The sequence below is a fragment of the Kitasatospora sp. NPDC088742 genome (assembly GCF_055584905.1).
In genome coordinates this window covers 11,229-35,400 of the sequence record NZ_JBVJLD010000034.1, presented here as the reverse complement: position 1 = coordinate 35,400, position 24,172 = coordinate 11,229, and the positions used below count along the sequence as shown (strand labels likewise).

The following is a 24,172-nucleotide window of genomic DNA, read 5'->3' as shown; positions in this document are numbered from 1 at the left end:
CGGGGCCTTCCCGCGTTCGCGGGGACGGGTCAGAGGCCTTCGGTGCGGCCGAGGGCGTCCGGCTGGCTCTCCTCGATCCGGCGGAGCATCCGGCCGAGCATCTCGGACAGGGCCGGGCGCTCCTCGGCGGCGATGTCCTGGAGCAGCTCCTCCTCGAAGACCGCGGCCATCCGCATGGACTCCAGCCACTTGGCCCGCCCGCCGGCGGTCAGCTCGATGATCACCCGGACCCGGTTGGTCTCGTCCCGCTCCCGGGTGACCAGGTCCTCGGCCACCATCCGGTCGATCCGGTGGGTCATCGCGGCCGGGGTCAGCCCGAGCCGCTTGGCCAGGTCACCGGGCCCGAGCTGGTACGGGCTGCCGGCCACCACCAGCGCCTTGAGCACCTCCCACTCGGCCGGTGTGATCCCCAGCACGGTCAGCTGGCGCCCGTAGGCGACGCTCATCCGCCGGGCGACCCGGGAGAGGGTGGACACGATGGTCTCCACCTGAGGGTCCACGGTGGGGAATTCCCGCTGGTAGGCGGCCACCTGCTCGGCGATGGCCAGCTCGCCGGGGTTCGGCGTCGCTGGTCTGGGTGCGCTCATGGCTCCATCCTCCCACGGCTCGGTGCACCTGTTAAGACTTTGACAAGCAAGGCTTCCGATCCTTAGAGTTTAGGTCTGAAATCTTCTGGGCTTAAGAGTATCTCTTGAAAGGTTGTGCACGGTGGCCGGCACGGTGAAGCAGCAGGGCAGGCGTCTCGGGGCGGGCGGTCCGCTGCGCCGCGTCCAGATCGGAAACGCGCTCAGCGCGTTCGGCAGCGGGTTCACGATGCCGTACATGTTCGTCTACGTGGACCAGGTGCGCGGGCTGGGCTCGCTGGCCGCCGGGATGGTGTTCACCGTCTTCGCGCTGGCCGCGCTCGCCGTGCTGCCGTTCACCGGGCGGGGCATCGACCGGTACGGGCCGCGGCCGGTGCTGCTGGCCGGTGCCGCGATGGCAGCCGCCGGGGCCTTCGCCTTCGGGCAGGCCACCGGCACGGCCGCGCTGATGGTCTCCTCCTTCCTGTTCGGCGCCGGGGTGACGACCTGTCAGCCCGCGCTGGCCACGATGATCGTGCGCTGCTCGACCAAGGCGAGCCGGTCCCGGGCCTTCGCGCTCCAGTTCACCCTGATCAACCTCGGCATGGGCATCGGCGCCCTGGTCGGCGGGCAGATCGTGGACGTGGCCGAACCGGCCAGTCTGACCCGCCTGTTCACCATCGAGGCGCTCACCTTCCTGGGCCTGGCCCTGGTCACCGGCACCGCCCGGATCCCGGCGGCCGAGCCGGTGCTCACCCCGGCCGGCGGCCACAAGGGCCCGCGGGGGCTCAAGGCGCTGGTCAAGGACAAGGCGATGCTGCGGCTCTGCCTGCTGGCCGGCCTGATCTTCTTCACCTGCTACGGCCAGTTCGAGTCCGGCGTCGCGGCCTTCGCCACCGACACCGTCGGCACCGCCCCGTCCACCCTGGGCCTGGCGATCGGCGCCAACGCGCTGACCATCGTGGTGCTGCAGATGTTCGTCGTGAAGATCACCGAGCGCCGCCGCCGCACCACCGCGATGGCCGCCGCCGGTGTGGTCTGGCTGGGCGCCTGGCTGATGGCCCTGGTGGCCGGCCTGGTCCGGGGCGAGGCGGTGGCCGCCACCGTCGCCATCATCGCGGTCTACGCGCTGTTCGGCGTCGGTGAGTCGCTGCTGGCCCCGACCCTGGGCCCGATCGTCGCCGACCTGGCCCCGGCCCGGCTGCTCGGCACGTACAACTCCGGCTACGCGCTGGTGAAGCAGATCGCCATCGCGGTCGGCCCCGCCGTCGGCGTGCTGCTGGTCGGCTCCGGCACCTGGCCGGTCTACCTGGCCGCGATGACGCTCTGCACCGTGCTGATCGTGGTGCTGGCGCTGCGTCTGCGCGAGGAGCTGACGCCGGCTCAGGACAACGCCCGGATCACCGCGGAGAAGCTCCAGACGGCGGCCTGACCCGGCCCCCGCGGAGGACCCGCGAGACCCACGGCCCGGCCGTCACCCGAGAATGCGTCGGGTGACGGCCGGGTCTACGTTTGAGGGACGTGGAGCGCGTCGGAGCGGCCGTGCGGGGTGTCCCGCCGCCCGGCGCCCGGGGGAGGGCGGCACGCCGGACCAGCAGCAGGGGCGCCCCTCCTGAGAGGGCGAGTGCCATGGCCGCCGAACTGCATCCCAGACTGCTCGCCGATCTACGCGCGGGCTTCGCCGGTGAGGTGATCACCCCCGACGGCGCCGGTTACGACGAGGCCCGCGCGGTCTTCAACGCGATGATCGACCGTCACCCGCAGGTGATCGCCCAGTGCGAGGGCCCGGCCGACGTGGCCGCCGCGATCGCCTTCGGCCGGGAGAACGATCTGGAGATCGCCGTCCGGGCCGGCGGCCACGCCGTCAGCGGAGCCTCCGTCAACGACGGCCTGGTGGTCGACCTGCGCCGGATGAACTCCGTGGTGGTCGACCCGGAGGCGGGCACCGCCCGGGTCGGCGGCGGCGCCGTGATGGCCGACCTGGACCAGGCCACCCAGCGGTACGGCCTGGCCACCACCGGCGGCCGGGACTCCTCCACCGGCGTGGCCGGGCTCACCCTCGGTGGCGGCTCCGGCTGGCTGGAGCGCAAGTACGGCCTGGCCTGCGACAACCTGCTCGCGGCCACCCTGGTGACGGCCGAGGGGGAGCTGATCACCGCCGACGAGGACCGCCACCCCGAGCTGTTCTGGGCCCTGCACGGCGGCGGCGGCAACTTCGGCGTCGCCACCCAACTCACCTTCAAGCTGCACGAGTTGCCGAACTTCACGATGGCCATGCTGCTCTGGCAGCCGGAGGCCGGGCCCACCGTGCTGGGCCGCTTCACCGAGTTCATGGCGGGCGCCCCCGACGAGGTCGGCGGCGGCTTCGTCTACATGACCGGCCCGCCCGCGCCCTTCGTACCGGCCGAGCTGGTCGGCAAGCGGGCGGTCGGTGTGCTGCTCACCTACACCGGCGGTGAGGCGGCGGCCCGGGAGCTGTTCGCCCCGCTGCTGGCCGACGGCCACGCCGGGGAGATGATCGCCGAGCTCCCGTACGCGGAGGTCCAGTGCATGCTGGACGACCCGCCCGGAGAGCGGAACCGCTGGTCGGCCGAGTACCTGAGCGAGTTCCCCGGGGAGGCCGCCGAGCTGTTCTGTGCCCGGGGGCTGGAGATGATCTCTCCCTCCGCCTCGATGCACGCGTTCTTCCCGATGGGCGGCGCGGTGGCCCGGGGCGCGGGCGACTTCCCGGTGCCCTGGCGGGTCGCCCCCTGGGCGGTCCACCCGTTCGGGGTCTGGGAGGACCCGGCCGACGACGCCCGGGGCGCGGCCTGGGTGCACGGGGTGCGGGAGGACATGCAGCCCTGGTCGGTCGGCTCGGTCTACCTCAACTTCATCGGTGACGAGGGCCCGGACCGGGTCGCCGCCGGGCTCGGCACCGGCAACGCCCGGCGGCTGGCCGCGGTGAAGTCGGCCTACGACCCGGAGAACGTCTTCCACCTGAACCACAACATCGTCCCCGCCTGACGGATCGCCCTCGTCTGACCCGCCGTCAAGGCTAGGATTCCCGGCAAAGCCGACAAAACTGTCGGTCGGTCAGGGAACAGAGCCAGGCGACGAATCGGCGAGGGCATGACGCAAGCGGTGGAGAGCAGGACCCTCGTCGAACGCGTCCAGCGGTCCCGTCCCGCCTGGTACGCCGGCTGGCTCGGCCCCCTCGGGGTGGCGCTCTTCGCCGGGCTGCTGCGGTTCTGGGGCCTCGGGTACCCGAACGCCTTCGTCTTCGACGAGACCTACTACCCCAAGGACGCCTGGTCCCTGCTCCAGCAGGGCTACGAGGGCGTCTGGGCGGACGACGCCAACGCCCAGATCCTCGCCGTCCCGCAGCGGATCCCGCTCACCTCCGCGCCCGAGTTCATCGCCCACCCCCCGCTCGGCAAGTGGGTCATCTCGCTCGGCGAGTGGGCGTACGGCCTGCACCCCTTCGGCTGGCGGTTCGCGGTCGCGCTGCTGGGCACCGTCACCGTGCTGATGCTGGCCCGGATCGGGCGCCGGCTGTTCGGCTCCACCCTGCTGGGCTGCACCGCCGCGCTGCTGATGGCGGTGGACGGCCTCCAGTTCGTGATGAGCCGGGTCGGCCTGCTCGACGGCGTGCTGATGTTCTTCGTGCTGGCCGCCTTCGGCTGCCTGCTGATCGACCGCGACCGGGTCCGCGAACGGCTGCCCGCGTTCCGCACCGAGGGCGAGGTGGACGGGGACCGGGCGAGGCTCGGGTGGCGGCCCTGGCGGCTGGCCGCCGGGGTGCTGCTCGGCTGCGCCTGCTCGGTGAAGTGGAACGGCCTCCCGGTGCTGGCCGCCTTCGGCGTGCTGACCGTGCTCTGGGACCAGGCCGCCCGCCGCCGGGCCGGGGCCGCCCATCCGTGGCCCGCCATGCTGCGCCGGGACGCCGTACCCGCCTTCCTCGCGATGGTCGGCGTCTCGGCCCTGGTCTACCTGCTCTCCTGGACCGGATGGTTCGTCATCGACGGCGGCTACGACCGGAAGTGGGCCGAGGGCCAGGGCTCCTCCTGGGTGCCCGCCGCACTGCGCAGCTGGTGGCACTACCAGCAGCAGATGTACGACTTCAACACCGGACTCTCCACCCCGCACACCTACCAGTCCAACGCCTGGAGCTGGCTGGTGCAGGGCCGCCCGGTCTCGATGTACTGGCAGCAGGTGCCCAACGGGCAGCAGGGCTGCACCAGCCCCGGCGGCTGCGCCTCGCAGATCCTCGCCCTCGGCACCCCGCTGCTCTGGTGGACCGGCTGCCTCGCCCTGCTGTACGCGCTCTGGCGCTGGTTCTTCCGGCGGGACTGGCGCTCCGGAGCGGTGCTCTGCGCGGTGGCCGGGATCTACCTGCCCTGGTTCGGCTACCAGGGGCGCACCACCTTCTCCTTCTACATGGTGGTGCTGCTGCCCTTCCTCTGTCTGGCGGTGGCCCAGCTGCTCGGCGGCCTGCTCGGGCCGGAGGGCAGCTCGGCGGAGCGACGGCGGTGGGGCGCGGTCGGCGCGGGCGCGATCGTGCTGGCGGTGCTCGGGTGCTTCGCGTTCTTCCTGCCGCTCTACACGGCGGAGGTGATCCCGATGTCGGACTGGCAGGACCGGATGTGGTTCACCACCTGGGTCTGACGGCAGCTCATGCATCCGATGGGCATCTGATGGCGGCTCAGCTCCTGCCGGTGGGGCCGGCCCTGGGGGTCGCGACCGCGCTGCTGCTGGCCGCCGGGGTGGCGGTGGCCGGGCTCGGGCGGCTCGGGCACGGCAAGGCGGTGCTGCGGGCCGGGCTGCGGGCGGTGCTCCAGCTCGGCGTGGTGGCCCTGGTGATCACCTGGGTGGCCGGGTCGATGTGGACCTCCGCCGCCTTCGTGCTGCTGATGTTCTCGGTCGCGGTGCGCACCGCCGGGCGGCGGATGGTGCCCTCCGGCCCCGGGTGGGGGTGGGCGGCGCTGCCGATCGGGGCCGGGGTGCTGCCGGTGCTGCTGCTCCTGCTCGGCTCCGGGCTGCTGCCCTTCCAGGGCCTCTCGGTGATCCCCGTCGCGGGCATCCTGACCGGCGGCGCGCTGACCGCCACCTCGCTGGCCGGGCGGCGCGCGCTGGACGAACTGACGCAGCGTCGGGGCGAGGTCGAGGCGGCCCTGGCACTCGGCTTCGAGGGCCGCGACGCCCGGCTGGAGATCTGCCGGACGGCTGCCGCCACCTCGCTCGTCCCGGCCCTCGACCAGACCAGGACGGTGGGCCTGGTCACACTGCCCGGGGCCTTCGTCGGCATGCTGCTGGGCGGGGCGAGCGCGGCGGAGGCCGGGGCGGTGCAGCTCTTCGTGCTGGTCGCGCTGCTGGTGGTGGAGGCGGTGGCGGTCGTGGTGGTGCTGGAGCTTGTCGGCCGGGGTGCGGTGAGCAGGTAGGCTTGCCGGGTTGTTGAAGGGGAGTAGCCCTCCACCGGAGCGTCGACATACTGGCTCGCCCGTACGGGAGCCCGGTGCCCGGGACACCCGTTCGCGGGTGTTGGCGAGACCTTCGGCCGCAGTGCTGTGAACATTGACCAGTGCTGCCGTGCCGAGGCGTCCCCTTCCACGGGTCATCGCGGCGGGCAGCCCCGACCCGATGAAGGGCCACACGCTCCGATGAGTATCACCGTCGCCGCGATCACCTTCGGCATCGTCTTCCTCGCCGAACTCCCCGACAAGACCGCGCTGGCCTCCTTGGTGCTCGGCACCAAGTACCGCGCCTCGTACGTCTTCGCCGGCATCGCCGCCGCCTTCGCCCTCCAGGTCGGCATCGCCCTGGCGGCCGGCCACCTGCTCTCGCTGCTCCCGCAGCGCTGGGTGGAGGGCGTCACCGGGCTGCTCTTCCTGGCCGGCGCGGTGATGCTGCTCTGGCCCAAGGGCGAGGAGGAGGACGAGGGCCACGAGGCCAAGCAGCCCTCCTCCACCAGCTTCTGGAAGGTGGCCGGCGCCAGCTTCGTCCTGGTCGCGGTGGCCGAGTTCGGCGACCTCACCCAGATCATGACCGCCAACCTGGCCGCCAAGTACGACGACCCGCTCTCCGTCGGCATCGGCGCCTGGCTGGCCCTCTGCTCGGTCAGCGCGATCGCCATCCTGGGCGGGCAGAAGCTGCTCCAGTACGTCCCGATGAAGGTGATCATCCGGGTGGCGGCCTGCATCATGCTGGTGATGTCCGCCGTCAGCCTGGTCAAGGCCGCGACCGGCTGACGTCAGGTCAGCAGCGCTGCTCCGGGTCGGCGAGGGCCTTCTGGAGGGCGGCCCGGGTCAGCGGCCCGTAGACGCCCCACTCCTCCTCGTAGACGTCCTCCCGTATCTGTACGCGGGAGACGGCCTGGCTGGTGCGCCAGTCGTAGGTGTCGTCCGGTGTCTTCAGCCCGGCCCGGCCGCAGAAGTACTGGTCCAGCTGACGCTCCAGCAGCAGGACGTCCTCACCGTGTGCCGGGTCCCGGAGCACCCGGGGCGTAGGGGTGGGCGCTGCGGTCGTCGGGGTGCTGCTGGGCGGGGTGCTGCTGGGCGGGGCGCTGGTGGCCGGGGCGGGTGGGGCGACCGGGGCCGTGGTGGTGGGGGCGGCCGTGGTGCGGGTGGGGGTCGCGGAGGGCTTGGGCTTGGCGGTGGTGCGGGTGGCCGAGGAGGTGGCGGTGGCCGACGGGGTGTCGGGGGCCGACTCGGGGGTGGGGGTGGGGCTGGGCTGGAAGGAGCCGACCGGGACGGGGACGGCGCGGTCGTGGGTGTCCTTGGCGTCGGAGGGGGCGAGCAGGAAGGCCAGGCCGGCGCCGACCGCCGCGATGCCCACGCCCGCGCCGATGATGACGGTGCGTCTGCGCCCGGCCGACTCCTGCTCCTGCTGACGCCGCTCGGCCCGGCCGCCGGGGGCGGCCCCGGGTGCGTTGCGGAAGCCGAAGACGCCGAGGTCGGTCTCGGCGGGGGGCTGGTGCGGCGGAGGCGGTGGCCCGGGTATCAGCTGGAGTCCCGGGATCTGCTGGACCGGGATCGGCTGCTGGGTCGGCGCGGGCGGCACCGGGGGCAGGAACTGGGTGGCCGCGGCGTCGTGCGCGGGCACGGGCGGCAGCAGCTGGGTGGCGAAGCCGTCCGGGGGGACGGGCGGCATCACCTGGGTGGAGAAGGGGTCGTCCGCCGGGGCCGGGGCGGGCACGTACGGCCGGACCAGCGGCCCCTCGTGGTGCTCTCCCGGCATGGGCCGGCCCTCCTCGGTGGTGTGGTGGCGCTCGAACGGGGCTGATTATGCAGGAGGTTCCGGTGGGTGGACAGGGACTCAGGGGGGCTTGTCCGGGTTGGTGGTGAATCCGCACGGGTGCAGGCTCGGTGGACGCCATCCGTGCGAACGGTGCAGCGAATTGATGCCGAATCAGACATTTCTGACATCATGGGGGAATCTGTCTGATCATCACCCCGGGCGCCGTGCGGGCCCCGAGCACCGAGGAGCGGGCATGGCGGAGGCGGCCACGCCGGAGCGGTTCGAGGACCAGCGGCCCCCGGAGGTGACGGTCCACAAGCTCTGGGTGCCGATCGGCGCCCTGCTGCTGGCGATGCTGCTGGCCGCGCTCGACCAGACCATCGTCTCCACCGCACTGCCCACCATCGTCAGCGACCTCGGCGGCCTGGAGCACCTCTCCTGGGTGGTCACCGCGTACATGCTGGCCTCCACGGCGGCCACCCCGCTCTGGGGCAAGCTCGGCGACATGTACGGCCGCAAGCGCTTCTTCCAGGCGTCGATCGTGCTCTTCCTGATCGGCTCCGGCCTCTGCGGACTGGCCCAGAACATGGGCGAACTGATCGCCTTCCGCGCTCTCCAGGGCCTGGGCGGCGGCGGCCTGATGGTGCTCTCGCAGGCGATCGTCGGCGACCTGGTCTCGCCGCGCGACCGCGGCAAGTACCAGGGCCTGTTCGGCGCCGTCTTCGGCGTCACCAGCGTGCTCGGGCCGCTGCTCGGCGGAGTCTTCGTGGACAACCTCAGCTGGCGCTGGGTGTTCTACATCAACCTGCCGATCGGCGTCGTCGCGCTGGTGGTGATCGCCGCCGTGCTGCACGGCAGCGAGGTGAAGCGCGAGCACACCATCGACTACCTGGGCACCGTCCTGATCGCCTCGGTCGCCACCTGCCTGGTGCTGATGACCTCGCTCGGCGGTACCACCTGGCCGTGGGGCTCCTGGCAGATCATCGGCCTCGGGGTGCTCGGCCTGCTGCTGCTCGCCGTCTTCGTCCAGGTGGAGCGCCGGGCGGTGGAGCCGGTGCTCCCGCTGCGGCTGTTCCGCTCGCCGACCTTCAGCCTGGTCGCGGTGATCTCCTTCGTGGTCGGCTTCGCGATGTTCGGCGCGCTGACCTACCTGCCGACCTTCCTCCAGGTGGTCATGCAGGTCTCGCCGACCATGTCCGGCATCCACATGCTGCCGATGGTGCTCGGCATGCTGCTCACCTCGATCGGCTCCGGCCAGATCGTCTCCCGCACCGGCCGCTACCGGGTCTTCCCGATCGCCGGCACCGCCGTCACCTCGGTCGGCCTCTGGCTGCTCTCCCGGCTCACCGAGCACAGCTCCACCACCGAGATGAGCCTCTACTTCCTGGTCTTCGGCCTCGGGCTCGGCCTGGTGATGCAGGTGCTGGTGCTGATCGTGCAGAACTCGGTCGGGTACGAGGACCTCGGCGTGGCCACCGCCGGTGCCACCTTCTTCCGCTCGATCGGCGCCTCCTTCGGCGTCTCGATCTTCGGCACCGTCTTCGCCAGTGGCCTCAACCGCCGCCTCACCGAGGACCTGACGGGTGTCCAACTCCCGCCCGGCTTCAGCCCGGAGGCGATCTCCTCCGACCCGCGCTCGATCTCCGCCCTGCCCGCCGCCGCCCAGGCCGGGATCTACCACGCCTACGCCGAGTCGATCACCCAGGTCTTCCTCTACGCGGTGCCGGTCGCGGTGCTCGCCTTCGTGCTCGCGCTCTTCCTGCGCGAGCAGCCGCTCCGCTCCACCGTCACCGCCCCCGACCTCAGCGAGTCGATCGGCGTCAACCCGGTCGAGCGCTCCTCGCTGGACGAGATCGCCCGGGCCCTGTCCGTGCTCGGCACCCGGGACGCCCGCCGCGACCTGTTCCGCCGGATCACCGCCGAGGCCGGCCTCGACCTCAGACCCGCCTCCAGCTGGCTCATCCTCCAGATGCACCGTCACGGCTCCGCCGAACCGGCCGAACTGGCCGAACACAAGACCGTCCCGGTCGCCGTCATCGAGGAGGCCGCCCGCGAGGTGGAGAGCCGCGGCCTGGCCGTCCGCAACGGGCTGCCGCTGCGCCTCACCGAGGCCGGCGCCGAGGTCGCCGTCCGGCTGGTCGCGGCCCGCCGCTCCCAACTCGCCAAGCTCCTCGGCGACTACGACGAGCAGCAGTTCACCGAACTCGCGGACCTGCTCACCCGCCTCAGCTCCCAGCTCGGCGGCGCCCCGCCGGACCGCACGCCGCAGCCGCCGCAGCGCGGCGAGGGCCGGACGTACTGACGCGGCCGGACGTCCTGGCAAGCGGTCGGAGGGGACGGCTCGAGTGCCCCCCGTGACCGGCGAACACTGCCCCGGAGTACGTCAACTGGCGGAGGTGGGTTCGCACTCCGTCGATAGGGTCTGATCCCGCCGCCACTGATCCGGAGGGCCTCACCCGTCATGCGCATCGGACTGTCCATCCCCCAGTACGGCCGGCTCGCCGGCCCCGGGCTCCCGGCCCGGCTCGCGGCCGACGCGGAGGAGATCGGCTACGACAGCCTCTGGGTCGGCGACCGCAGCTCGGCGCCCCCGCCGCAGACCCCCGCCGAGCACCGCGCCTCCCCGGACCCGCTGAACCTCCTCACCGTCGCCGCCGGCGCCACCCGCCGGGCCCGCCTGGGCACCAGCACCCTCGACGCCCTCTGGTACCCGCCCGTCCTGCTCGCCCGCACCCTCACCACCCTCGACGTGGTCAGCGACGGACGGCTGGACGTGGGCCTCGGGCTGGGCTGGCCCGAGGACGAGCAGCAGGCGGTGGGCATCCCCTGGCGCGGCCAGGCCGCCCGCCTGGAGGAGACCCTGGACGTCCTGGAACGGATCTGGGCCGACGGCGAGGAGGTCTCCCATACCGGCAACCCGTGGACCGTCCAGCCCTCCGCCGTCCGGGCCAGACCGGTCCAACGCCCGCGCCCGCCCCTGCTGTTGGGCGGCACCAGCCCCGGCGCCCTGGAGCGGGCCGGCCGCCGCGCCGACGGCTGGCTCGGCGTAGGCCTCCCCCTCCCGGCCCTCACCACCCTCTGGACCACCGTCCGCCACCACGCCGAGGCCGCCGGCCGCGACCCCGACACCCTCCGCCTGGTCCTCCGCGTCGACCCCGTCCTCACCCCCACCGAGGACGACGGCGTCCCGGAGCGGGGGACTGTGCGGCAGATCGCCTCCTACCTCGCGTCTGCGGCACGGGAGTTGGGCGCCGAACCACTGATCGACCTGCACTCCGCCGCCCAGGACGCCGACGAGTACCTGGCCCACGCCCGGACGCTGCACGACCTGCTGCGGGCCGACGCCTGACTCACAGCCGCACCCGGTCGTCGGTGGTGGAGCCCGGAGGCAGCACGGTGTAGACGCCGGACGGATGCTCGACGGACCGCGCCAGCAGGAGCCGCACGTCCACCGACGGCGGCCATCGGGTCCCCTCCAACGACCAGCGCAGACCGCTCAGTTCGGCCTCGGTCAGCGGTACGTCGGTGAGGTCGGCTCGGGTGACGTCGTCCAACAGCCCGGCGTGGAGCTCGATGCAGAGGCCGGGGCCGCGAGGGAGTCCGAGCAGGTCGGCCACGGTGTCGTCCAGGGCGTTCCGTTGCCGCGTGGCCAGGGCCAGGGCGTGCTCCAGTGCGATGGGGCGAGCATCGGGAGCGGCAGCCAGGTAGGCCGCGAGTGCGGCCGTCAGGGCCGACCAGTCGGCGCGCGAGCCTCGGGTCAGCAGGTTCATTCCGAAGCGCACTTGGTGCACCTGGCTGTTCAGGTCGCGCGCGACGTCGAGGACGAGGCGGCGGGCGTGGCCGTCGAACATGTGGTTCCGCACCCGTGTGACTGCGGCCTCCAGCTCGGAGCTGCCCGGGACGCCCAGCTTGGCCGCCGTCTTCGAGGCCTCGGCGAGAAGGCTGCGCAGTCGTAGGGTCGGGGCCTGCGGGGAGAGGTTCTCGGCCAAGGCGACTGCGTGCTGCACGGGTTGGAGGACGCGGAGCAGCCGCGTTGCCTCTTCGGTGAGGATGGCCGCCCGCACCAGCGGGTCCTGACGCAGCCCCAGCTGTCGGCGGACGGTGAGATCGGGGTGGTGTGAGGCGGCCCCGATGGCCGGTCGGAGGAGCGGGACGAGCCCGGATTCCACGTCGATGATCCTGTCCAACTCCTTCACCAGGGCGGCGTGCCGGGCGGCGAGTTCGAGCTCGTGCAGACCGGACTCCAGGTCCACGGTGGCGTCGAGCTGTTCCAGCAGGCGGTTGTGGAGTACGGCGAGGGGGTCCTGGGGGTCGGTCACTCTTCCTCCTTCCGGCGGGTGAGCTCGGCGGCCGCCGCGCGGCGCGCCTTCATCAGGCTGGCCCGGACTGCCGCCGGTTCGATCCTGAGCTCCTGGGCGATCTCGGTCGGGGTGTGCCCGGCGAAGTGCCAGGCCAGGACCTGCCGTTGGCGTGGGGGAAGGCCGGAGAGGAGGGTGAGCAGCTCCTGCCGGTGCTCCCATTCGTCGAGTTCGTCGGTCCGAAGTCGGGGCAGGCCGGTCTCCGGGAGCTCGTCCACGGGGTGCTCGGTGACCGTGCTGAGGTGGCGGATCAAGGCCCTGGCTGCCACCGTCCGGCACCAGGCGGCCGGGGCGGTCAGGTCGGACCAGCGCCGGAGGGCCTTGATCATCGTTTCCTGGGTCAGGTCGCGGGCCAGGGTGAGCTGGGCGCCCTGGACCATCAGGAAGGCGACCAGGCGGTTGAAGTGGGTGCGGTAGAAATCGTTGAACCCCTCCGAATCGGTGTCGGTCTCGGGGACGGCCGGTGCGCAGGTGGCGAGTTCTTCGGGCTCGTTCACCGGGGGGCCGTCCCGGGGAGGGTGAGGACGACGCGGCGGCCGTCCGGGTGGTGCTCTTCGAAGCGGCTGCCGGGCGGGAGTTCGCGGGCGAGGGTCTCGATCAGGTGGTGCTGGGTGCGCAACTGGCGGGTCTGCGAGCGCAGTCGGAGCCCGAGCGCCACCACGGCGGCGAGGTGGGCCGCGAGCAGGGCGATGGTGCTGCCGAGGAGCGGGTCCATCCGTGCCCTTCCCTGGAGGGTCCGGGCCGCCGGTCGGCGGCCCGTCATCTACCAAGAGCCTGCCGCGCCGGCGTCCGTGAACTTCCGTGTGGGGGAATCAGTTCAGTGGGCGGGAGCGGGTTTCGTCGATGACGGTGAAGCCGGTGGCGTCGTAGAGGTTCATGGCGACCTCGTTGCCGCCGAAGACGTTGAACATCAGGCAGTCGTCGCCGCCCTGGCGGGTGATCCACTCGCCGGCGGCCATGGCGGCGCGGCCGTGGCCCTTGCCGCGGTGGTTCTCGTGGATCTCCAGGGAGAAGCCGAAGGTGGTGCCGGGGAGGAAGGAGTGCTGGACCCAGCCGGTGCCGACCACTTCGCCGTCGGCCTCGAAGGCGTAGAAGCCGTGGCCGGGGGTTTGCTGCCCCCGGGGGAGTTCCTCGGCGAAGTCGCGCTCGGACTTGGCCTCGGCCTCTTCGGGGGTGAGGGCTCCGGCCCGGAGGATGTCGAAGACGTAGGCGGCGTGCTCGGCGGCGCGCCAGGCGGGGTACTCGGCCTCGGTGAGTGGACGGACCGTCAGGCCGGGCGGGGGCTGCGGGGGTTCGGTGGTGTCGAAGGCGCGCATCCGGTTCTGCCCTGAGACCGGGTAGTCGGCGAAGGGGCCGGGGCCGCCGGTGCGGCGGGACTCGATCCGGGTGGCGCCGTGTTCGGCGCACCAGCGTTCGGCGAAGGGGAGGGCGGCCGGGTCGGTGAGGTCGTGGACCTGCCCGAAGCCCTCGATGGCGGAGAGGGTCAGCCAGTGGGTGCCGTCGGTGAGGACGGTCCATTCGGGGAGGCGGCGGGTGGTGCGGTCGAAGAGGGCTTGGGCGAGGGCGGGTGAGCAGCCGGCCTGTTGGTAGGCGGCCACCGTCCGCCGCTTGAAGTCGGCCTGCCAGACGCCGCGGTCGCTTGCTTCCTGATAGTTGGTCACCGGGTCACCCTAGGAGCGGGTGGAGGTGAGGGGCAGTGAATTACCGGCGGGGCGGTCAGGCCTCGCAGACGTGGTCGGCGGCGGAGGTGTTGATCCGGCCGAGGAGCCCGCGCAGGGTGGTGCGTTCGTGTTCGGAGAGGTCGCCGAAGAGGGCGGATTCGACGTCGGTGAGGGTGTGGTCGAGGTGGTCGAGGGTGGTGGTCCCGGCCGGGGTGATCTCGACGATGTGGCGGCGGCGGTCGGCCGGGTCGCGGCGGCGTTCGACCAGGCCGGCGCCCTCGAGGTCGTTGAGCAGGGCGACCAGCACGCTCGGGTCGACGCCGAGCCGTTCGGCGAGCTGCCGCTGGCCGAGCGGGGCGGGGCCCAGGTGCATCAGGGTCATGGTGTGCCGGGGGCCGAGGCCGGTGCTGCTCAGGGCGCGGCGGATGCGGGTGTCGGTGGCGGCGCCGTGCCAGGCCAGCACGAACCCGAGTCGGTCCATCGGTCCGTCGGCCGCTGCCTCGGCGTTCTCCATGGGTCCATCGTAGCCGGGGGAGAATGATTGGTTGACTTCCATCGTTGATGGTGTTCAATGATTTCCGTCCATCCACGAATGACCCCTGGAGCCCCCGTGTCCGTCGCTTACGTCGTCCTGGCCGTTCTGCTCGCGCTCGGGCTGGGGTTCTCGGCCCGCGCCTTCCTGGTGAAGGACCCGAAGATCGTTGGCGGCCTGCCCGCCCTCGGCGTCTCCGAGGGCAGCCTCCCGCTGCTGGCCGCCGCCAAGGCGGCGGGCGCGCTCGGCCTGCTGGCCGGCATCGCCTTCCGTCCGCTCGGCACAGCGGCCGCCGTCGGCCTGGTCCTCTACTTCCTCGGCGCGGTGGTCGCCCACCTGCGGGCCGGCGACGTCAAGGGTGCGCCGGGGTCGGTGCTCTTCACGCTCCTCTCGGCGGCGGCCCTCGTCCTCGCGCTGGCCTCCTGACGGGCGGTCAGCCGCTCGGGCGCTCGGGCGGGGCATAATCTGCCGCATGGATCAGGGGCTTGCGGCGTTACTGGGTACGGCAGTTGGTGTCCTCGGCACCGTGGCGGCATCGGCGATCTCCAGCCGGTCGGCCGGGCGGCAGCTGGCGGGGCAGGCCAGGGTCGAGCACGTCCAGTGGCGTCGCCAGCTGCGGCGCGACGCGTACAGCGCCTTCCTCGCCCCGGCGAGCGAAACCCGGGCGGCCCTGAAGGCGGCGGCGCGCGCACTGATCGGTGACACCCCCGACACCGCCACGGCCGACCGGCACCTCCAGGCGGCCGAGGAGCACCTGGCCCTGGTCCAGACGACCTGGGCCGGTCTCGCGGTCGAGGGGCCCGAGTCGGTGGAACAGGCCGCTCACCAAGTCCGGCAGGGGCTCCACTCGATGCACGTGACCCTCCTCGCCTGGCGCGCCTCGGGCGAATCCCCGGACCGGAACGGCGAATTCGTCGAGCGCCACGCGGTCGAGGTGACCACACTGGCGGAGCGGCTCGGGGACTTCACGGCGCAGGCGCGCTCCGCGCTGGACGACACGGGGACGACGTCCGGCAGTTGACGGGACCTCAGGGTGTCCGCCGGCCGTCCGGCCGCCGCGGGCCCGTAAGGTGGGTGGCATGTCTGTCGTGAAGATCAACGTGTTGACGGTGCCCGCCGAGATGCGGGAGACGCTGGAGAAGCGCTTCGCCTCCCGGGCCGGTTCGGTCGAGGGCTCGGACGGCTTCGAGTGGTTCGAGCTGCTCCGCCCGGTCGAGGGCAGTGACCGGTACATGGTGTACACCCGCTGGGCCAGCGAGGAGCAGTACCAGGCCTGGGCCGACGGCCCGGCCCGCGCCGCCCACGGCGGTGGCGGCGCCGCCCCGCAGGGCGGCGAGCAGCCCCGCCCGGCCGCCACCGGTGCCGAGCTCTGGTCCTTCGAGGTCGTCCAGTCGGCAGGCCCGAAGACCGCCTGATCCTGGACGAGTCAACCGTTGAGGCCCCGGCGCTCCAGTTGGCGTGCCGGGGCCTCTTGCGTGTCGGTATCCCGGACCATCGGTGGATCACACCTGGATGACCTGCACGTCCTGGGCGTCGAGCGCGGTGAGGTAGGCCGTCAGGTCGGCCGGATCACTGGTGAGGACGACGGCGCTGCCGTGGCGGGCCGCGGTCAGGGTGACCAAGGCGTCGACCGCGTCAGGGTGGTTCTTGGCGGGCAGGTCGGCTGCGCCGAGGGCTCTGCCGAATGGAGCATGACCGCCTTGGACTTGCGGTCGGCGAGGGCGATCAGCGTCCCGGTGTCGTAGACCGGTACGCGTACGGTCATGCGGCGTGGTCCGGGCGCGGCGCCCGCGGATCCGTTCCGTGGACCAGCGCCAGGGCTTCCTCGACTTCCCGGCGTTCCTGCTCCGTCAGGTCGCCGGCCGTGATCTCGGGCAGCGGCGGCAGCGCTTCGGCTGCTGCGGTGGCAGCGGCGATCTCGGAGTCGATCCGTGCGAACTGGGCCTCGGCTGCCTCTACTTCGGCCATCTGCCGGGTGGCCGCGTTGACGAGATAGGCGGAGACGTCCATGCCCGCGCGTTCGGCGTGCCGCCCGATCCGCTCGGCACGGTCCTCGTCGAGGCTGATGCTGATCCTGGCCTTGGCCATGCAAGCCATTGTGTGACGCGTACCACGGTCGGCCAAGGAGCCCAGCGGTCGGGCTCGGGAGACGGTTCAGTCGCCGCGTTCGCGGATGACGCGGGGGGACATCGGCTCGGCGGGGTGGCGGTGGACGCCGTTCACGAGGTCGTGGCGGTAGCGGCGGGCGGTCTCGGTGGAGACGCCTGCGTGGGAGCCGATCTCGTGCCAGTAGGCGCCGGCCGAGTAGGCGGAGCGGGCGGTGCGGCGGAGCTGGGCGTCGAGTGCGTCGAGGTGGGCGCGGGCGGCCCGTTTGGCGGCGGCGAGCTGTTCGACCTGGGCGAGGAGGACCTCGCGCTGTCGGCGTTCGGCGTGCTGGTGATCGGTCAAGTCGGTCTCGTTTCAGGTTGGTTGGGCGGGCCCGGCGGTGTGGAGCGGGCAGCGGCAGTCCGGCCAGGGGGCCATCCGAACGAAGGGGAGGCGGTCGTCCGCCGTGTAGCTCCGGGACGAGACCGGGGAGCGGGCTCCGTCCGGGGCGATCCGGTAGACCGTGAGGGAGAGTCGGACGGTGTGGGCCGGTTCGTCGTCGGGCGGGTGGGGTGTGGCTGGCACGGTGCTGCCTCCGGAGTGAGGTGCTCGGGCGGGTGGTGGATTCGCTGTTGGGCCCGCAGAGCCAGCATCGGACTGTGATACTTCCGTCACCAAGAGTTCCGGCATGAGCGTTGCAAGACTATTGGGGGACGATCATGGCCATTCGAAAGCCCGTGCTGGGGCCCGGGGTTGAGGTGGTGGTGACCCTGGGGGCGGTGGTGCGCCGGTACCGGGACGCGGCGGGGCTGACGCAGGCGGAGCTGGCGGGGCGGCTGAACACCCATCAGACGATGATCAGCCACTACGAGAACGACCGTTCGGCACTGAACCGGGTGTGGGCCGAGCGGATGGACGAGGCGCTCGGTGCGGGCGGCGGGTTGGTCGCCGCCTGGGAGCTGGTGACGCCGTACCTGGTGGGGCGGCAGCCGAGCTGGGACTGGTTCTCGGAGTTCGTGGTGGTCGAGGAACAGGCGGTGCAGATCCGGGAGTTGCAGACTGGGCGGATCTCCGGACTGTTGCAGACCGAGGCGTACATGCGGGCGCTGTTCGAGGCGCACAACCCGGACGAGGGGCCGGATTCGATCGACCGGCGGGTGGCGGACCGGCGGGCCCGGCAGGCGCGTCTGTTCGGGGTGGGTGCGCCGCTGTTGGTGGTGGTGCTGGACGAGCCGACGCTGCTGCGGGTGGTGGGGTCGGTGGCGGTGATGCGGGAGCAGTTGGGGCACCTGCTGGACCTGATGCGGCGGCCGAACATCGCGATCCAGGTGATGCCGTTCGGGCGAGGGGAAGCGACCCGGATGCACATGGCGGGAATGATCCTGATGGAGATGCGTGACGGTCAGAAACGCATCTATACGGAAAGCCTTGCGTCAGGGCATTTCATCGATGAGCCATCCCAGGTGGCGGCGTATGCCGCTGACTATGATCTGACCCGCGCTCATGCGCTGCCTGTCGCCCAGTCGGCATGCCTGATCCGGCGTGTCATGAAGGGACTTGATGAACATGGCCGTTTCCCCGCGTTTGGACCTGTCCACGGCGGTGTGGGTGAAGAGCTCCCACTCGGACGGAAACTCCGGCAACTGCGTCGAGTGGGCGCCCGGGTTCGCGTGCGGCGGCGTGGTGCCGGTGCGTGACTCGAAGGATCCGGAGGGGCCCGCGTTGGTGTTCGGGGCCGAGGCGTGGGCGGCGTTCGCCGGGTTCGCGGCGGGGTTCGAGGTCTGAGAGTGGCGAACGGACGCCTGGCCCCTGGGGGGTCAGGCGTCCTTCGCGTTTTCGAAGGTGGCCGGGGTGGCGAAGGCGGCGCGGCGGGTGGCTCGGCGGAGGGTGCGGAGGACGGGGGCGCCGATGGTGAGGCAGAGGACGGCGGTGAGGGCGGCGCGGGGGAGGTCCCAGCCGAGGGAGGTGGTGAGGCAGTAGGCGAGGAAGTGGGCGAGGTTGGTGGTGAGGGGGGCGTCGGGGGAGTAGGAGAGGGCCGGGGGGAGGCCTGCGCCGAGGTAGGGCCAGCCCTGGAGGTTCATGACGGTGCCGTAGGCGAGGGCGGACAGGGCGCCGTAGGTGGCGAGCATGGCTAGTTCGCGGCGGCCGCGGAGGGTGGCGGGGCCGGGGAGGAGGCCGGCGCCGAGGCAGACCCAGCCCATGCTGAGCATCTGGAACGGGAGCCAGGGGCCGACGCCGGCGGTGAGCAGGGCGGAGGCGAACATGGTGAGCGAGCCGAGGACGAAGCCGAAGCCCGGGCCGAGCACCCGGCCGGAGAGCACGATCAGGAAGAACATCGGCTCCAGCCCGGCGGTGCCCGCACCGAGCGGCCGCAGGGCCGCCCCGACTGCGGCCAGCACGCCGAGCAGGGCGACCGACTTGGCGTCCAACCCGGCCTGGCCGCTGCGGCCTTCGGAGATCTGAGCGATGACGACCCCGATCAGGAGCGGCATCAGCAGGGCGAACAGCCAAGGGGCGTCGGCGGAGTGGTAGGCCAGGGTGGAGGAGGGGTCGGCGAGCAGCGGCCAGCCGAAGGCGATCACGCCGATGACGGTGATGAGCAGGAGCAGCGCGATGGAGCGGCGGCCGAGGGGGACGGGGCGGTCCAGGGAGACGGGGGAGGTCATCGGGACTCCGAGAGGGCGGCGGTGACCTGGGGGACCGTCAGCCAGGGGAGCGGGGCGAGGACCTTGGCGACCTGGGGGGCGAAGGCGGGGGAGGAGACCACGATCTCGGCGCTCGGGCCGTCCGCGACGATCTCGCCGTCGGCCAGGATGACGGTGCGGTGGGCGAGTTCGGCGGCCAGCTCCACGTCGTGGGTGGCGAGCAGGACGGCGTGGCCGTCGGCGGCGAGCTCGCGCAGGACGGTGACCAGGCGGGCCTTGGCGGCGTAGTCCAGGCCGCGGGTGGGCTCGTCCAGCAGGAGCAGCGGGGGGCGGGAGGTGAGGACCACGGCCAGGGCGAGGGTGAGCCGCTGGCCCTCGGAGAGGTCGCGCGGGTGCTGGGCGTCGTCGATGCCGGGGAGCAGCCGGGCCACCAGGGCGCGGCAACTGCCGGGCTCCGCACCGGAGTCGGCGTCGGCTCCGGCGCACTCGGCGGCCACCGTCTCGGCGTAGAGCAGGTCGCGCGGGTCCTGCGGGACGAGGCCGACCCGGCGGATCAGCTCGCGGGGCTTGGCCTTGTGCGGGGCGGTGGCCAGTTCGCCGAGGCGGACGGTGCCGGAGTCGGGGCGGTACAGGCCGGTGAGGGTGGAGAGCAGGGTGGACTTTCCCGCGCCGTTGCGGCCCATCAGGGCGGTGATCTCCCCTGCGGGGAGGGTGAGTTGGAGGCCCCGGAGGACCGGGACGGGCCCGCGCCTGACCACCAGGCGGTCGACGGTGGCGACCGGGGCACCCGGCGCGTGGGCGGTGGCGGGTGGGGTCCGGCCGTCCAGGGCGGCGCGCAGCGGGCCGGCCTTGCGGCGGGCGTCCCGGACGGTCAGCGGCAGCGGGCTCCAGCCGGCCGCGCGGCCGAGGCCGACCACCGGTGGGTGGACCGGGGAGACGGCCATCACGGTGGCCGGATCGTCCAGCAGGGGAGGGGAGTCGGGGGAGAGCAGCAGCACCTGGTCGGCGTACTGGACCACCCGCTCCAGGCGGTGCTCGGTGAGCAGGACGGTGGTGCCGAGGTCGTGCACCAGCCGTTGCAGCACGGCGAGCACCTCCTCGGCGGCGCCGGGGTCGAGCGCGGAGGTCGGCTCGTCCAGCACCAGGACCCGGGGGTGGGCGGTGAGCACCGAGCCGATGGCGACGCGCTGCTGCTGGCCGCCGGAGAGGGCGGAGAGCGGACGGTCGCGCAGCTCGGCCAGGCCGAGCAGGTCGAGGGTCTCCTCGACCCGGCGGCGCATCACCTCGGGGGCCAGGCCCAGGGACTCCATGCCGTAGGCGAGTTCGTCCTCGACGGTGTCGGTGACGAAGTGCGCCAGCGGGTCCTGGCCCACCGTGCCGACCACGTCGGCGAGTTCGCGCGGGCGGTGCTGCCGGGTGTCGCGGCCGGCCACGGTGACCCTGCCCGTCAGCACGCCGCCGGTGAAGTGCGGGACCAGGCCGCTCACGGTGCCCAGCAGGGTGGACTTGCCGACACCGGACGGGCCGACCACGAGGCAGAGTTCGCCCTCGGGGACGGTCAGGCTCACCTCGCGCAGCACCGGAGCGGTGGCGTCCTGGTACCGGACGGAGACCTGGTCGAAGGTGATCACGGATTCCTCGGAGCGGGGGAGGGGGCGACGAAGGCGGGGAGCAGGCCGACCAGCACGGCCAGCGCGGGCAGGAGCGGCAGGGTGGGCCAACTCGGCGGTACCACGGTCGGGTTGAAGCCGGACGGGTCGTGGAGCGAGAGCAGGACCAGCAGGGCGGCCACCGCGGCGCCGGAGCCCGCCACCGCCCACTCCCGCCAGGCCCACGGATCCGGCCGGTGGCGGGTGCGGACCGACCGGCGGCCGCCGAGCGCCAGTCCGGCTCCGGCGGCCAGCAGGCCGAGCACCAGCACCGGCAGGGCCCAGCCACCGCCGTCCGCGCTGAGCAGCCCGTAGCAGGCGGCGCAGACGCCGATCAGGCCGAGCAGGGTGAGGGCGGCGGTGGTCCGGGCGATCCGGGGCGGTACGTCGGCGGTGCGGCCGAAGCCCCGGCTGTCCATCGCGGCGGCCAGGCTGACGGACCGTTCGAGCGCGCTCTCCAGCACCGGCAGGCCGACGCTGAGCAGCGCCTTGATCCCCTTGTCCGAGCGGCCGCGCAACCGCCGTGCGGTGCGCACCCGTTGGACGTCGGCGACCAGGTTCGGCGCGAAGGTCATCGCCACCACGGCGGCCACGCCCGCCTCGTAGAGCGCACCGGGCAGGGTGCGCAGCAGGCGGGACGGGCTGGCCAGCGAGTTGGCCGCGCCGACGCAGATCAGCAGGGTGGCCAGTCGCAGGCTCTGGTAGAGCGAGAAGAGCAGCGCCTCCAGGGTCACCCGGCCGCCGATCCGTACGCCCTGCGCCCAGTCCGGGAGCGGGAGTTGGGGGAGGGTGAGGACGACGTGGGTGCCGCCGACGGCGGAGCCGAGCAGCACGGTGAAGACCAGCCGGATCGCCAGCACCACCAGGGCGAGGCGCAGGAAGGTCCCGTAGGAGCGGGCCCACGGCTCGGTGGAGCGGCGGGCGGCGACCACGTACCCGGCGACGGCGACGATCAGCAGGAGCAGCAGCGGGTTGGTGGTCCGGGAGGCCGCCGCGCCGAGGCCGAGCGCCCAGAGCCACCACGCGCCGGGGTGCAGACGGCGCGGGCCGATCGCGGAGCGGGTGGTGGCTCGGGGCACGAGGAGACCTTCGGGGGGTGAAGAGGTGACGGTGGGTCAGGAGCGGCGGCGCCGGGCCTGCCAGACGGCCGCCCCGGCCAGCACGGCCACCAGGGCGGCGCCCGCGACCACGCCGAGGGCCGGGCCGCCGGAGTCCCCGGAGTTTCCGGAGGCCTCGGGCTTGGCGGCCCCCGAGGCGGCGGAGGACCCGCCCGCGGCCACGGTGTCGCCGCAACCGGCCTTCGGGTAGCCGGAGATGGCGCACAGGATGCCGGCCGAGTCGTACCGCAGCGGCGGGGCCAGGGCGGCCAGCACCTCGGCGGAGGTGGCGGCGGTGGCCACGGCGGCGCAGCCGGTGCGCGGCGAGGGGGTGGGCGGGGTCTCGCCGGACGGGGCGTCGGCGGCGGTGCCGAAGTCGAGGACCACGGCCACCCGCTTCCTGCCCGGCTGCGCGGGGGTACCGGCGCAGAGCGCGGCGAAGTCCCCGGAGCCGGTGGGCCGCGCGGCGTCCTGGCCGCCGTCCGGGCTGACCGCGAAGCGCCAGCCGTCCACGGCGCCGTCCGGCGGCACGTACACGGCGGGGCCCTGCTGCTGGTAGGTCCAGGTGGAGCCGGTGGACTTCCAGAACGACCAGTAGCGGTAGCCGGTGGCGTGCGCGGTGGCCGGGAGCAGGACGGCCAGCAGCGTGGTCAGCAGTACGGTCAGCAGTACGGCGGACGCGGCGGTGAGGGCCGGGGCCGCCACCGCCGCGCGGAGTCGACGGGGCGTCACTTCTGCTCGTCGCCCTTGTCGGTGTCCTTCGCGGTCTCCGCGTCCTGGGTCTTCGGAGCGGGCTTCGTGCCCGGGCTGTGGGCGCCGCGCCGGCGCTGGAGGCTGAGCAGCAGGCCGCCGCCGATGCCGATCAGCAGGCCGACGCCGATCAGCCAGAACGGGGAGAAGCCGCCGTTGTCGTCGGCCTCGGTGATGGAGGAGCCGGGGGCCTTGGTGCCCTTGGGGTACTCCGAGGCGGCGGCGCTCGCGGCGGCCGGGACGGACTTGGGCGCCGGGCCGGCGTCGATCAGCAGCTGGAGGATGTTGCTGCCGCCGAAGTTGAGCGGGTCGCGCCGGGCCGCCTGGGCGGTCAGCACCAGGGTGGCGGCGGCCGAGGCGTCGGTGCCGGAGGCGCCCTTGGCGGCCCAGGCGTAGCCGTTGTTGGCCAGCCAGTCGGTGGCGCCGGCGGCCAGGGTGGGGTGCCCGGCCTGGATCAGGCTGAGCGCGGCCCAGGCGGTGGCGGTGTGGTCGGGGGTGGGGTCGGCGCCGGGCATGGTCAGCATCAGGTGCTGGCCGTTGGCGGCCAGTTGCTCGACCAGGTGGGCGGAGACCGCCTCGGCGGAGGCGGCGCGCGGCACCGGGCCGGAGGTGGCGGCGGAGCAGTCCAGCGGCTTGGGGGCGGCGTCCACCCGGTTGGTGTTGGTGACCGGCAGCTTGCCGCCGGCCGCGGCAAGCGCGGCCTGGGCGCTGGCCAGCCCGTTCGGGGCGAGTGAGCCGTCCGGGGCCGGCTGGTAGGCGAAGGCGCCGCGCTGGCCGACGGGGGTGGCGCAGCCGAGCTGGAAGACGGCCAGGCCGTCGTAGGCGCTCTTGCCGTCCTTGGCCACGGTGGCCGGGTCGGTGCCGACGGTGAGCAGGGCGCTGACGGCCAGTCCGGTGGAGTTGGCGTCGCCGGGGTTGCCGGGGTTGAAGGCCCAACTGCCGTCGGAGTTCTGGACCTTCTTCAGCCACTCGACGCCCCGGCTGACGGAGTTCTGGTGCCCGTCCAGCTTGCTCAGCGCCTGGACGGCCACCGCGGTGGCGTTGGTGTCCTCGGCCTTGGGGTCGCAGGGGCCGGTGACCGCGGCGGTGGCCGAGGTGTCGGCCCGGAAGGAGGGCCAGCCGCCGTCCGCGCACTGCTGGCCGGTGAGCCAGTTGACCGCGGCGTCGGCGGGCACCACGCCGGAGGCGGAGAGCGCGGTGAGGGCCAGCGACTGCCGCCACACGCCGTCGTACTTCGGGTCGCCCTTGCCGTAGACCTCGGCGGGGGCGGCGACCGCGGAGGGGGAGGCCGACGGGGTGTCCGCGAGGGCGGGGGCGGCGGTGCCGGCGGAGGCGGCCAGCAGGGCTGCGGTGGCCAGGGTGGCGGCGCCCGCGCGGGCGGTGGTGAGCATGGCGGTGGGGGGACCTTTCGCTGAGCGGTTGCGCGGCGGTCGGGGGACCGCCCGTAGACCTCGACGTGGCCGCTCGCTCCCGTACGGGCATTCCGACTTTCACGGCTGCGGGTCAGTGCCGGAGTGCCACCGGCTTCCCCCGACGAGGAGCGGATGAAGTTGTACCAACGGTTCAAGACTCTAGCCCTCCGGCCGTCGCGCTCCGTACCGACACGGTCTGGACGCC

Annotated in this window: 26 protein-coding genes and 1 pseudogene; 12 read left to right on the top strand and 15 right to left on the bottom strand. The window is 73.1% G+C overall.

Features of this window, described 5'->3' with window-relative positions; all coding sequences use genetic code 11:
* Positions 1-29 precede the first annotated feature (29 nt).
* Complete coding sequence (locus tag ACZ6ZR_RS24880) at positions 30-587, bottom strand: MarR family winged helix-turn-helix transcriptional regulator (protein ID WP_465645743.1); 558 nt, start codon at positions 585-587, stop codon at positions 30-32.
* A gap of 121 nt (positions 588-708) precedes the next feature.
* Between ACZ6ZR_RS24880 and ACZ6ZR_RS24875 the strand changes: the two genes are divergently transcribed.
* The 5 genes from ACZ6ZR_RS24875 (at position 709) to ACZ6ZR_RS24855 (ending at position 6,790) form a co-directional block, all read left to right on the top strand.
* A complete protein-coding gene (locus ACZ6ZR_RS24875; protein ID WP_465645741.1) occupies positions 709-1,995 on the top strand; it encodes an MFS transporter in 1,287 nt (428 codons plus the stop codon).
* 197 nt (positions 1,996-2,192) lie between these two features.
* Positions 2,193-3,569, top strand: a complete 1,377-nt coding sequence (locus tag ACZ6ZR_RS24870; RefSeq protein WP_465645739.1) for an FAD-binding oxidoreductase — start codon at positions 2,193-2,195, stop codon at positions 3,567-3,569.
* Between the two features lie 105 nt (positions 3,570-3,674).
* Positions 3,675-5,210 carry a dolichyl-phosphate-mannose--protein mannosyltransferase gene (locus tag ACZ6ZR_RS24865; protein WP_465645737.1) on the top strand — a complete coding sequence of 512 codons (1,536 nt, stop codon included), beginning with the start codon at positions 3,675-3,677 and terminating at the stop codon, positions 5,208-5,210.
* Positions 5,211-5,239: 29 nt separating this feature from the next.
* Complete coding sequence (locus ACZ6ZR_RS24860; RefSeq protein ID WP_465645735.1) at positions 5,240-5,983, top strand: ABC transporter permease; 744 nt, start codon at positions 5,240-5,242, stop codon at positions 5,981-5,983.
* Positions 5,984-6,202: 219 nt separating this feature from the next.
* Positions 6,203-6,790 carry a TMEM165/GDT1 family protein gene (locus ACZ6ZR_RS24855; protein WP_465645733.1) on the top strand — a complete coding sequence of 196 codons (588 nt, stop codon included), beginning with the start codon at positions 6,203-6,205 and terminating at the stop codon, positions 6,788-6,790.
* Positions 6,791-6,797: 7 nt separating this feature from the next.
* On the opposite strand, the gene ACZ6ZR_RS24850 is transcribed toward ACZ6ZR_RS24855, so the two are convergent.
* On the bottom strand, positions 6,798-7,778 hold the full coding sequence (locus ACZ6ZR_RS24850; RefSeq protein WP_465645732.1) for a hypothetical protein: 981 nt from the start codon (positions 7,776-7,778) through the stop codon (positions 6,798-6,800).
* A 253-nt stretch (positions 7,779-8,031) separates the two neighbouring features.
* Between ACZ6ZR_RS24850 and ACZ6ZR_RS24845 the strand changes: the two genes are divergently transcribed.
* Positions 8,032-10,080 carry an MFS transporter gene (locus tag ACZ6ZR_RS24845; RefSeq protein WP_465645730.1) on the top strand — a complete coding sequence of 683 codons (2,049 nt, stop codon included), beginning with the start codon at positions 8,032-8,034 and terminating at the stop codon, positions 10,078-10,080.
* A 159-nt stretch (positions 10,081-10,239) separates the two neighbouring features.
* Positions 10,240-11,127 carry an LLM class flavin-dependent oxidoreductase gene (locus ACZ6ZR_RS24840; protein WP_465645728.1) on the top strand — a complete coding sequence of 296 codons (888 nt, stop codon included), beginning with the start codon at positions 10,240-10,242 and terminating at the stop codon, positions 11,125-11,127.
* A 1-nt stretch (position 11,128) separates the two neighbouring features.
* Here the strand turns inward: ACZ6ZR_RS24840 and ACZ6ZR_RS24835 are convergent, their stop codons facing one another.
* The 5 genes from ACZ6ZR_RS24835 to ACZ6ZR_RS24815 form a co-directional block, all read right to left on the bottom strand.
* Positions 11,129-12,097 (bottom strand): hypothetical protein, encoded by a 969-nt coding sequence (locus ACZ6ZR_RS24835; RefSeq protein WP_465645726.1) that lies wholly within the window; start codon positions 12,095-12,097, stop codon positions 11,129-11,131.
* Positions 12,094-12,633 (bottom strand): RNA polymerase sigma factor, encoded by a 540-nt coding sequence (locus ACZ6ZR_RS24830; RefSeq protein ID WP_465645724.1) that lies wholly within the window; start codon positions 12,631-12,633, stop codon positions 12,094-12,096. Before ACZ6ZR_RS24830 ends, ACZ6ZR_RS24835 begins: the two co-directional genes overlap by 4 nt.
* On the bottom strand, positions 12,630-12,851 hold the full coding sequence (locus ACZ6ZR_RS24825) for a hypothetical protein (protein WP_465645722.1): 222 nt from the start codon (positions 12,849-12,851) through the stop codon (positions 12,630-12,632). Before ACZ6ZR_RS24825 ends, ACZ6ZR_RS24830 begins: the two co-directional genes overlap by 4 nt.
* Positions 12,852-12,948: 97 nt before the next feature.
* The gene (locus tag ACZ6ZR_RS24820) at positions 12,949-13,797 is read right to left on the bottom strand and encodes a GNAT family N-acetyltransferase (protein ID WP_465645720.1); all 849 of its coding nucleotides are present in this window, start codon (positions 13,795-13,797) and stop codon (positions 12,949-12,951) included.
* Between the two features lie 55 nt (positions 13,798-13,852).
* Positions 13,853-14,311: a MarR family winged helix-turn-helix transcriptional regulator gene (locus ACZ6ZR_RS24815; RefSeq protein WP_465645718.1), complete on the bottom strand. Its 459-nt coding sequence runs from the start codon at positions 14,309-14,311 to the stop codon at positions 13,853-13,855.
* A gap of 96 nt (positions 14,312-14,407) precedes the next feature.
* Between ACZ6ZR_RS24815 and ACZ6ZR_RS24810 the strand changes: the two genes are divergently transcribed.
* The 3 genes from ACZ6ZR_RS24810 to ACZ6ZR_RS24800 all read left to right on the top strand — a co-directional run bounded on the left by ACZ6ZR_RS24810 (position 14,408) and on the right by ACZ6ZR_RS24800 (position 15,744).
* Complete coding sequence (locus ACZ6ZR_RS24810) at positions 14,408-14,755, top strand: DoxX family protein (protein ID WP_465645716.1); 348 nt, start codon at positions 14,408-14,410, stop codon at positions 14,753-14,755.
* A 100-nt stretch (positions 14,756-14,855) separates the two neighbouring features.
* Positions 14,856-15,350: a hypothetical protein gene (locus tag ACZ6ZR_RS24805; protein ID WP_465645714.1), complete on the top strand. Its 495-nt coding sequence runs from the start codon at positions 14,856-14,858 to the stop codon at positions 15,348-15,350.
* 58 nt (positions 15,351-15,408) lie between these two features.
* Complete coding sequence (locus ACZ6ZR_RS24800; RefSeq protein ID WP_465645712.1) at positions 15,409-15,744, top strand: antibiotic biosynthesis monooxygenase family protein; 336 nt, start codon at positions 15,409-15,411, stop codon at positions 15,742-15,744.
* Between the two features lie 346 nt (positions 15,745-16,090).
* Here ACZ6ZR_RS24800 and ACZ6ZR_RS24795 read toward each other — a convergent pair whose 3' ends face one another.
* From ACZ6ZR_RS24795 to ACZ6ZR_RS24785, 3 genes are all read right to left on the bottom strand, one after another.
* Positions 16,091-16,417: a hypothetical protein gene (locus ACZ6ZR_RS24795; protein ID WP_465645710.1), complete on the bottom strand. Its 327-nt coding sequence runs from the start codon at positions 16,415-16,417 to the stop codon at positions 16,091-16,093.
* A 66-nt stretch (positions 16,418-16,483) separates the two neighbouring features.
* Positions 16,484-16,777, bottom strand: coding sequence for a hypothetical protein (locus ACZ6ZR_RS24790; RefSeq protein WP_465645708.1), 294 nt, complete (start codon positions 16,775-16,777; stop codon positions 16,484-16,486).
* A gap of 12 nt (positions 16,778-16,789) precedes the next feature.
* The gene (locus ACZ6ZR_RS24785) at positions 16,790-16,999 is read right to left on the bottom strand and encodes a hypothetical protein (protein WP_465645706.1); all 210 of its coding nucleotides are present in this window, start codon (positions 16,997-16,999) and stop codon (positions 16,790-16,792) included.
* Positions 17,000-17,133: 134 nt separating this feature from the next.
* On the opposite strand from ACZ6ZR_RS24785, the pseudogene ACZ6ZR_RS24780 reads away from it, so the two are divergent.
* Positions 17,134-17,946 (top strand): annotated as a pseudogene (locus ACZ6ZR_RS24780) (helix-turn-helix domain-containing protein); the annotation flags it as partial.
* Between the two features lie 34 nt (positions 17,947-17,980).
* Positions 17,981-18,199 (top strand): DUF397 domain-containing protein, encoded by a 219-nt coding sequence (locus ACZ6ZR_RS24775; RefSeq protein WP_465645704.1) that lies wholly within the window; start codon positions 17,981-17,983, stop codon positions 18,197-18,199.
* 32 nt (positions 18,200-18,231) lie between these two features.
* On the opposite strand, the gene ACZ6ZR_RS24770 is transcribed toward ACZ6ZR_RS24775, so the two are convergent.
* Genes ACZ6ZR_RS24770 through ACZ6ZR_RS24750 form a run of 5 tightly spaced genes read right to left on the bottom strand, consistent with a single transcriptional unit; the run spans position 18,232 to position 23,946 of the window.
* Positions 18,232-19,080, bottom strand: coding sequence for an ECF transporter S component (locus tag ACZ6ZR_RS24770; RefSeq protein ID WP_465645702.1), 849 nt, complete (start codon positions 19,078-19,080; stop codon positions 18,232-18,234).
* Positions 19,077-20,690: an ABC transporter ATP-binding protein gene (locus ACZ6ZR_RS24765; protein WP_465645701.1), complete on the bottom strand. Its 1,614-nt coding sequence runs from the start codon at positions 20,688-20,690 to the stop codon at positions 19,077-19,079. Before ACZ6ZR_RS24765 ends, ACZ6ZR_RS24770 begins: the two co-directional genes overlap by 4 nt.
* Entirely contained in the window at positions 20,687-21,787 is a 1,101-nt protein-coding gene (locus ACZ6ZR_RS24760; RefSeq protein WP_465645699.1) for an energy-coupling factor transporter transmembrane component T, read from the bottom strand. The genes ACZ6ZR_RS24765 and ACZ6ZR_RS24760 overlap by 4 nt, the downstream gene beginning before the upstream one ends.
* 36 nt (positions 21,788-21,823) lie before the next feature.
* Positions 21,824-22,537 (bottom strand): SCO2322 family protein, encoded by a 714-nt coding sequence (locus ACZ6ZR_RS24755; RefSeq protein WP_465645697.1) that lies wholly within the window; start codon positions 22,535-22,537, stop codon positions 21,824-21,826.
* Positions 22,534-23,946: a prenyltransferase/squalene oxidase repeat-containing protein gene (locus ACZ6ZR_RS24750; RefSeq protein ID WP_465645695.1), complete on the bottom strand. Its 1,413-nt coding sequence runs from the start codon at positions 23,944-23,946 to the stop codon at positions 22,534-22,536. The genes ACZ6ZR_RS24755 and ACZ6ZR_RS24750 overlap by 4 nt, the downstream gene beginning before the upstream one ends.
* Between the last annotated feature and the right edge of the window lie 226 nt (positions 23,947-24,172).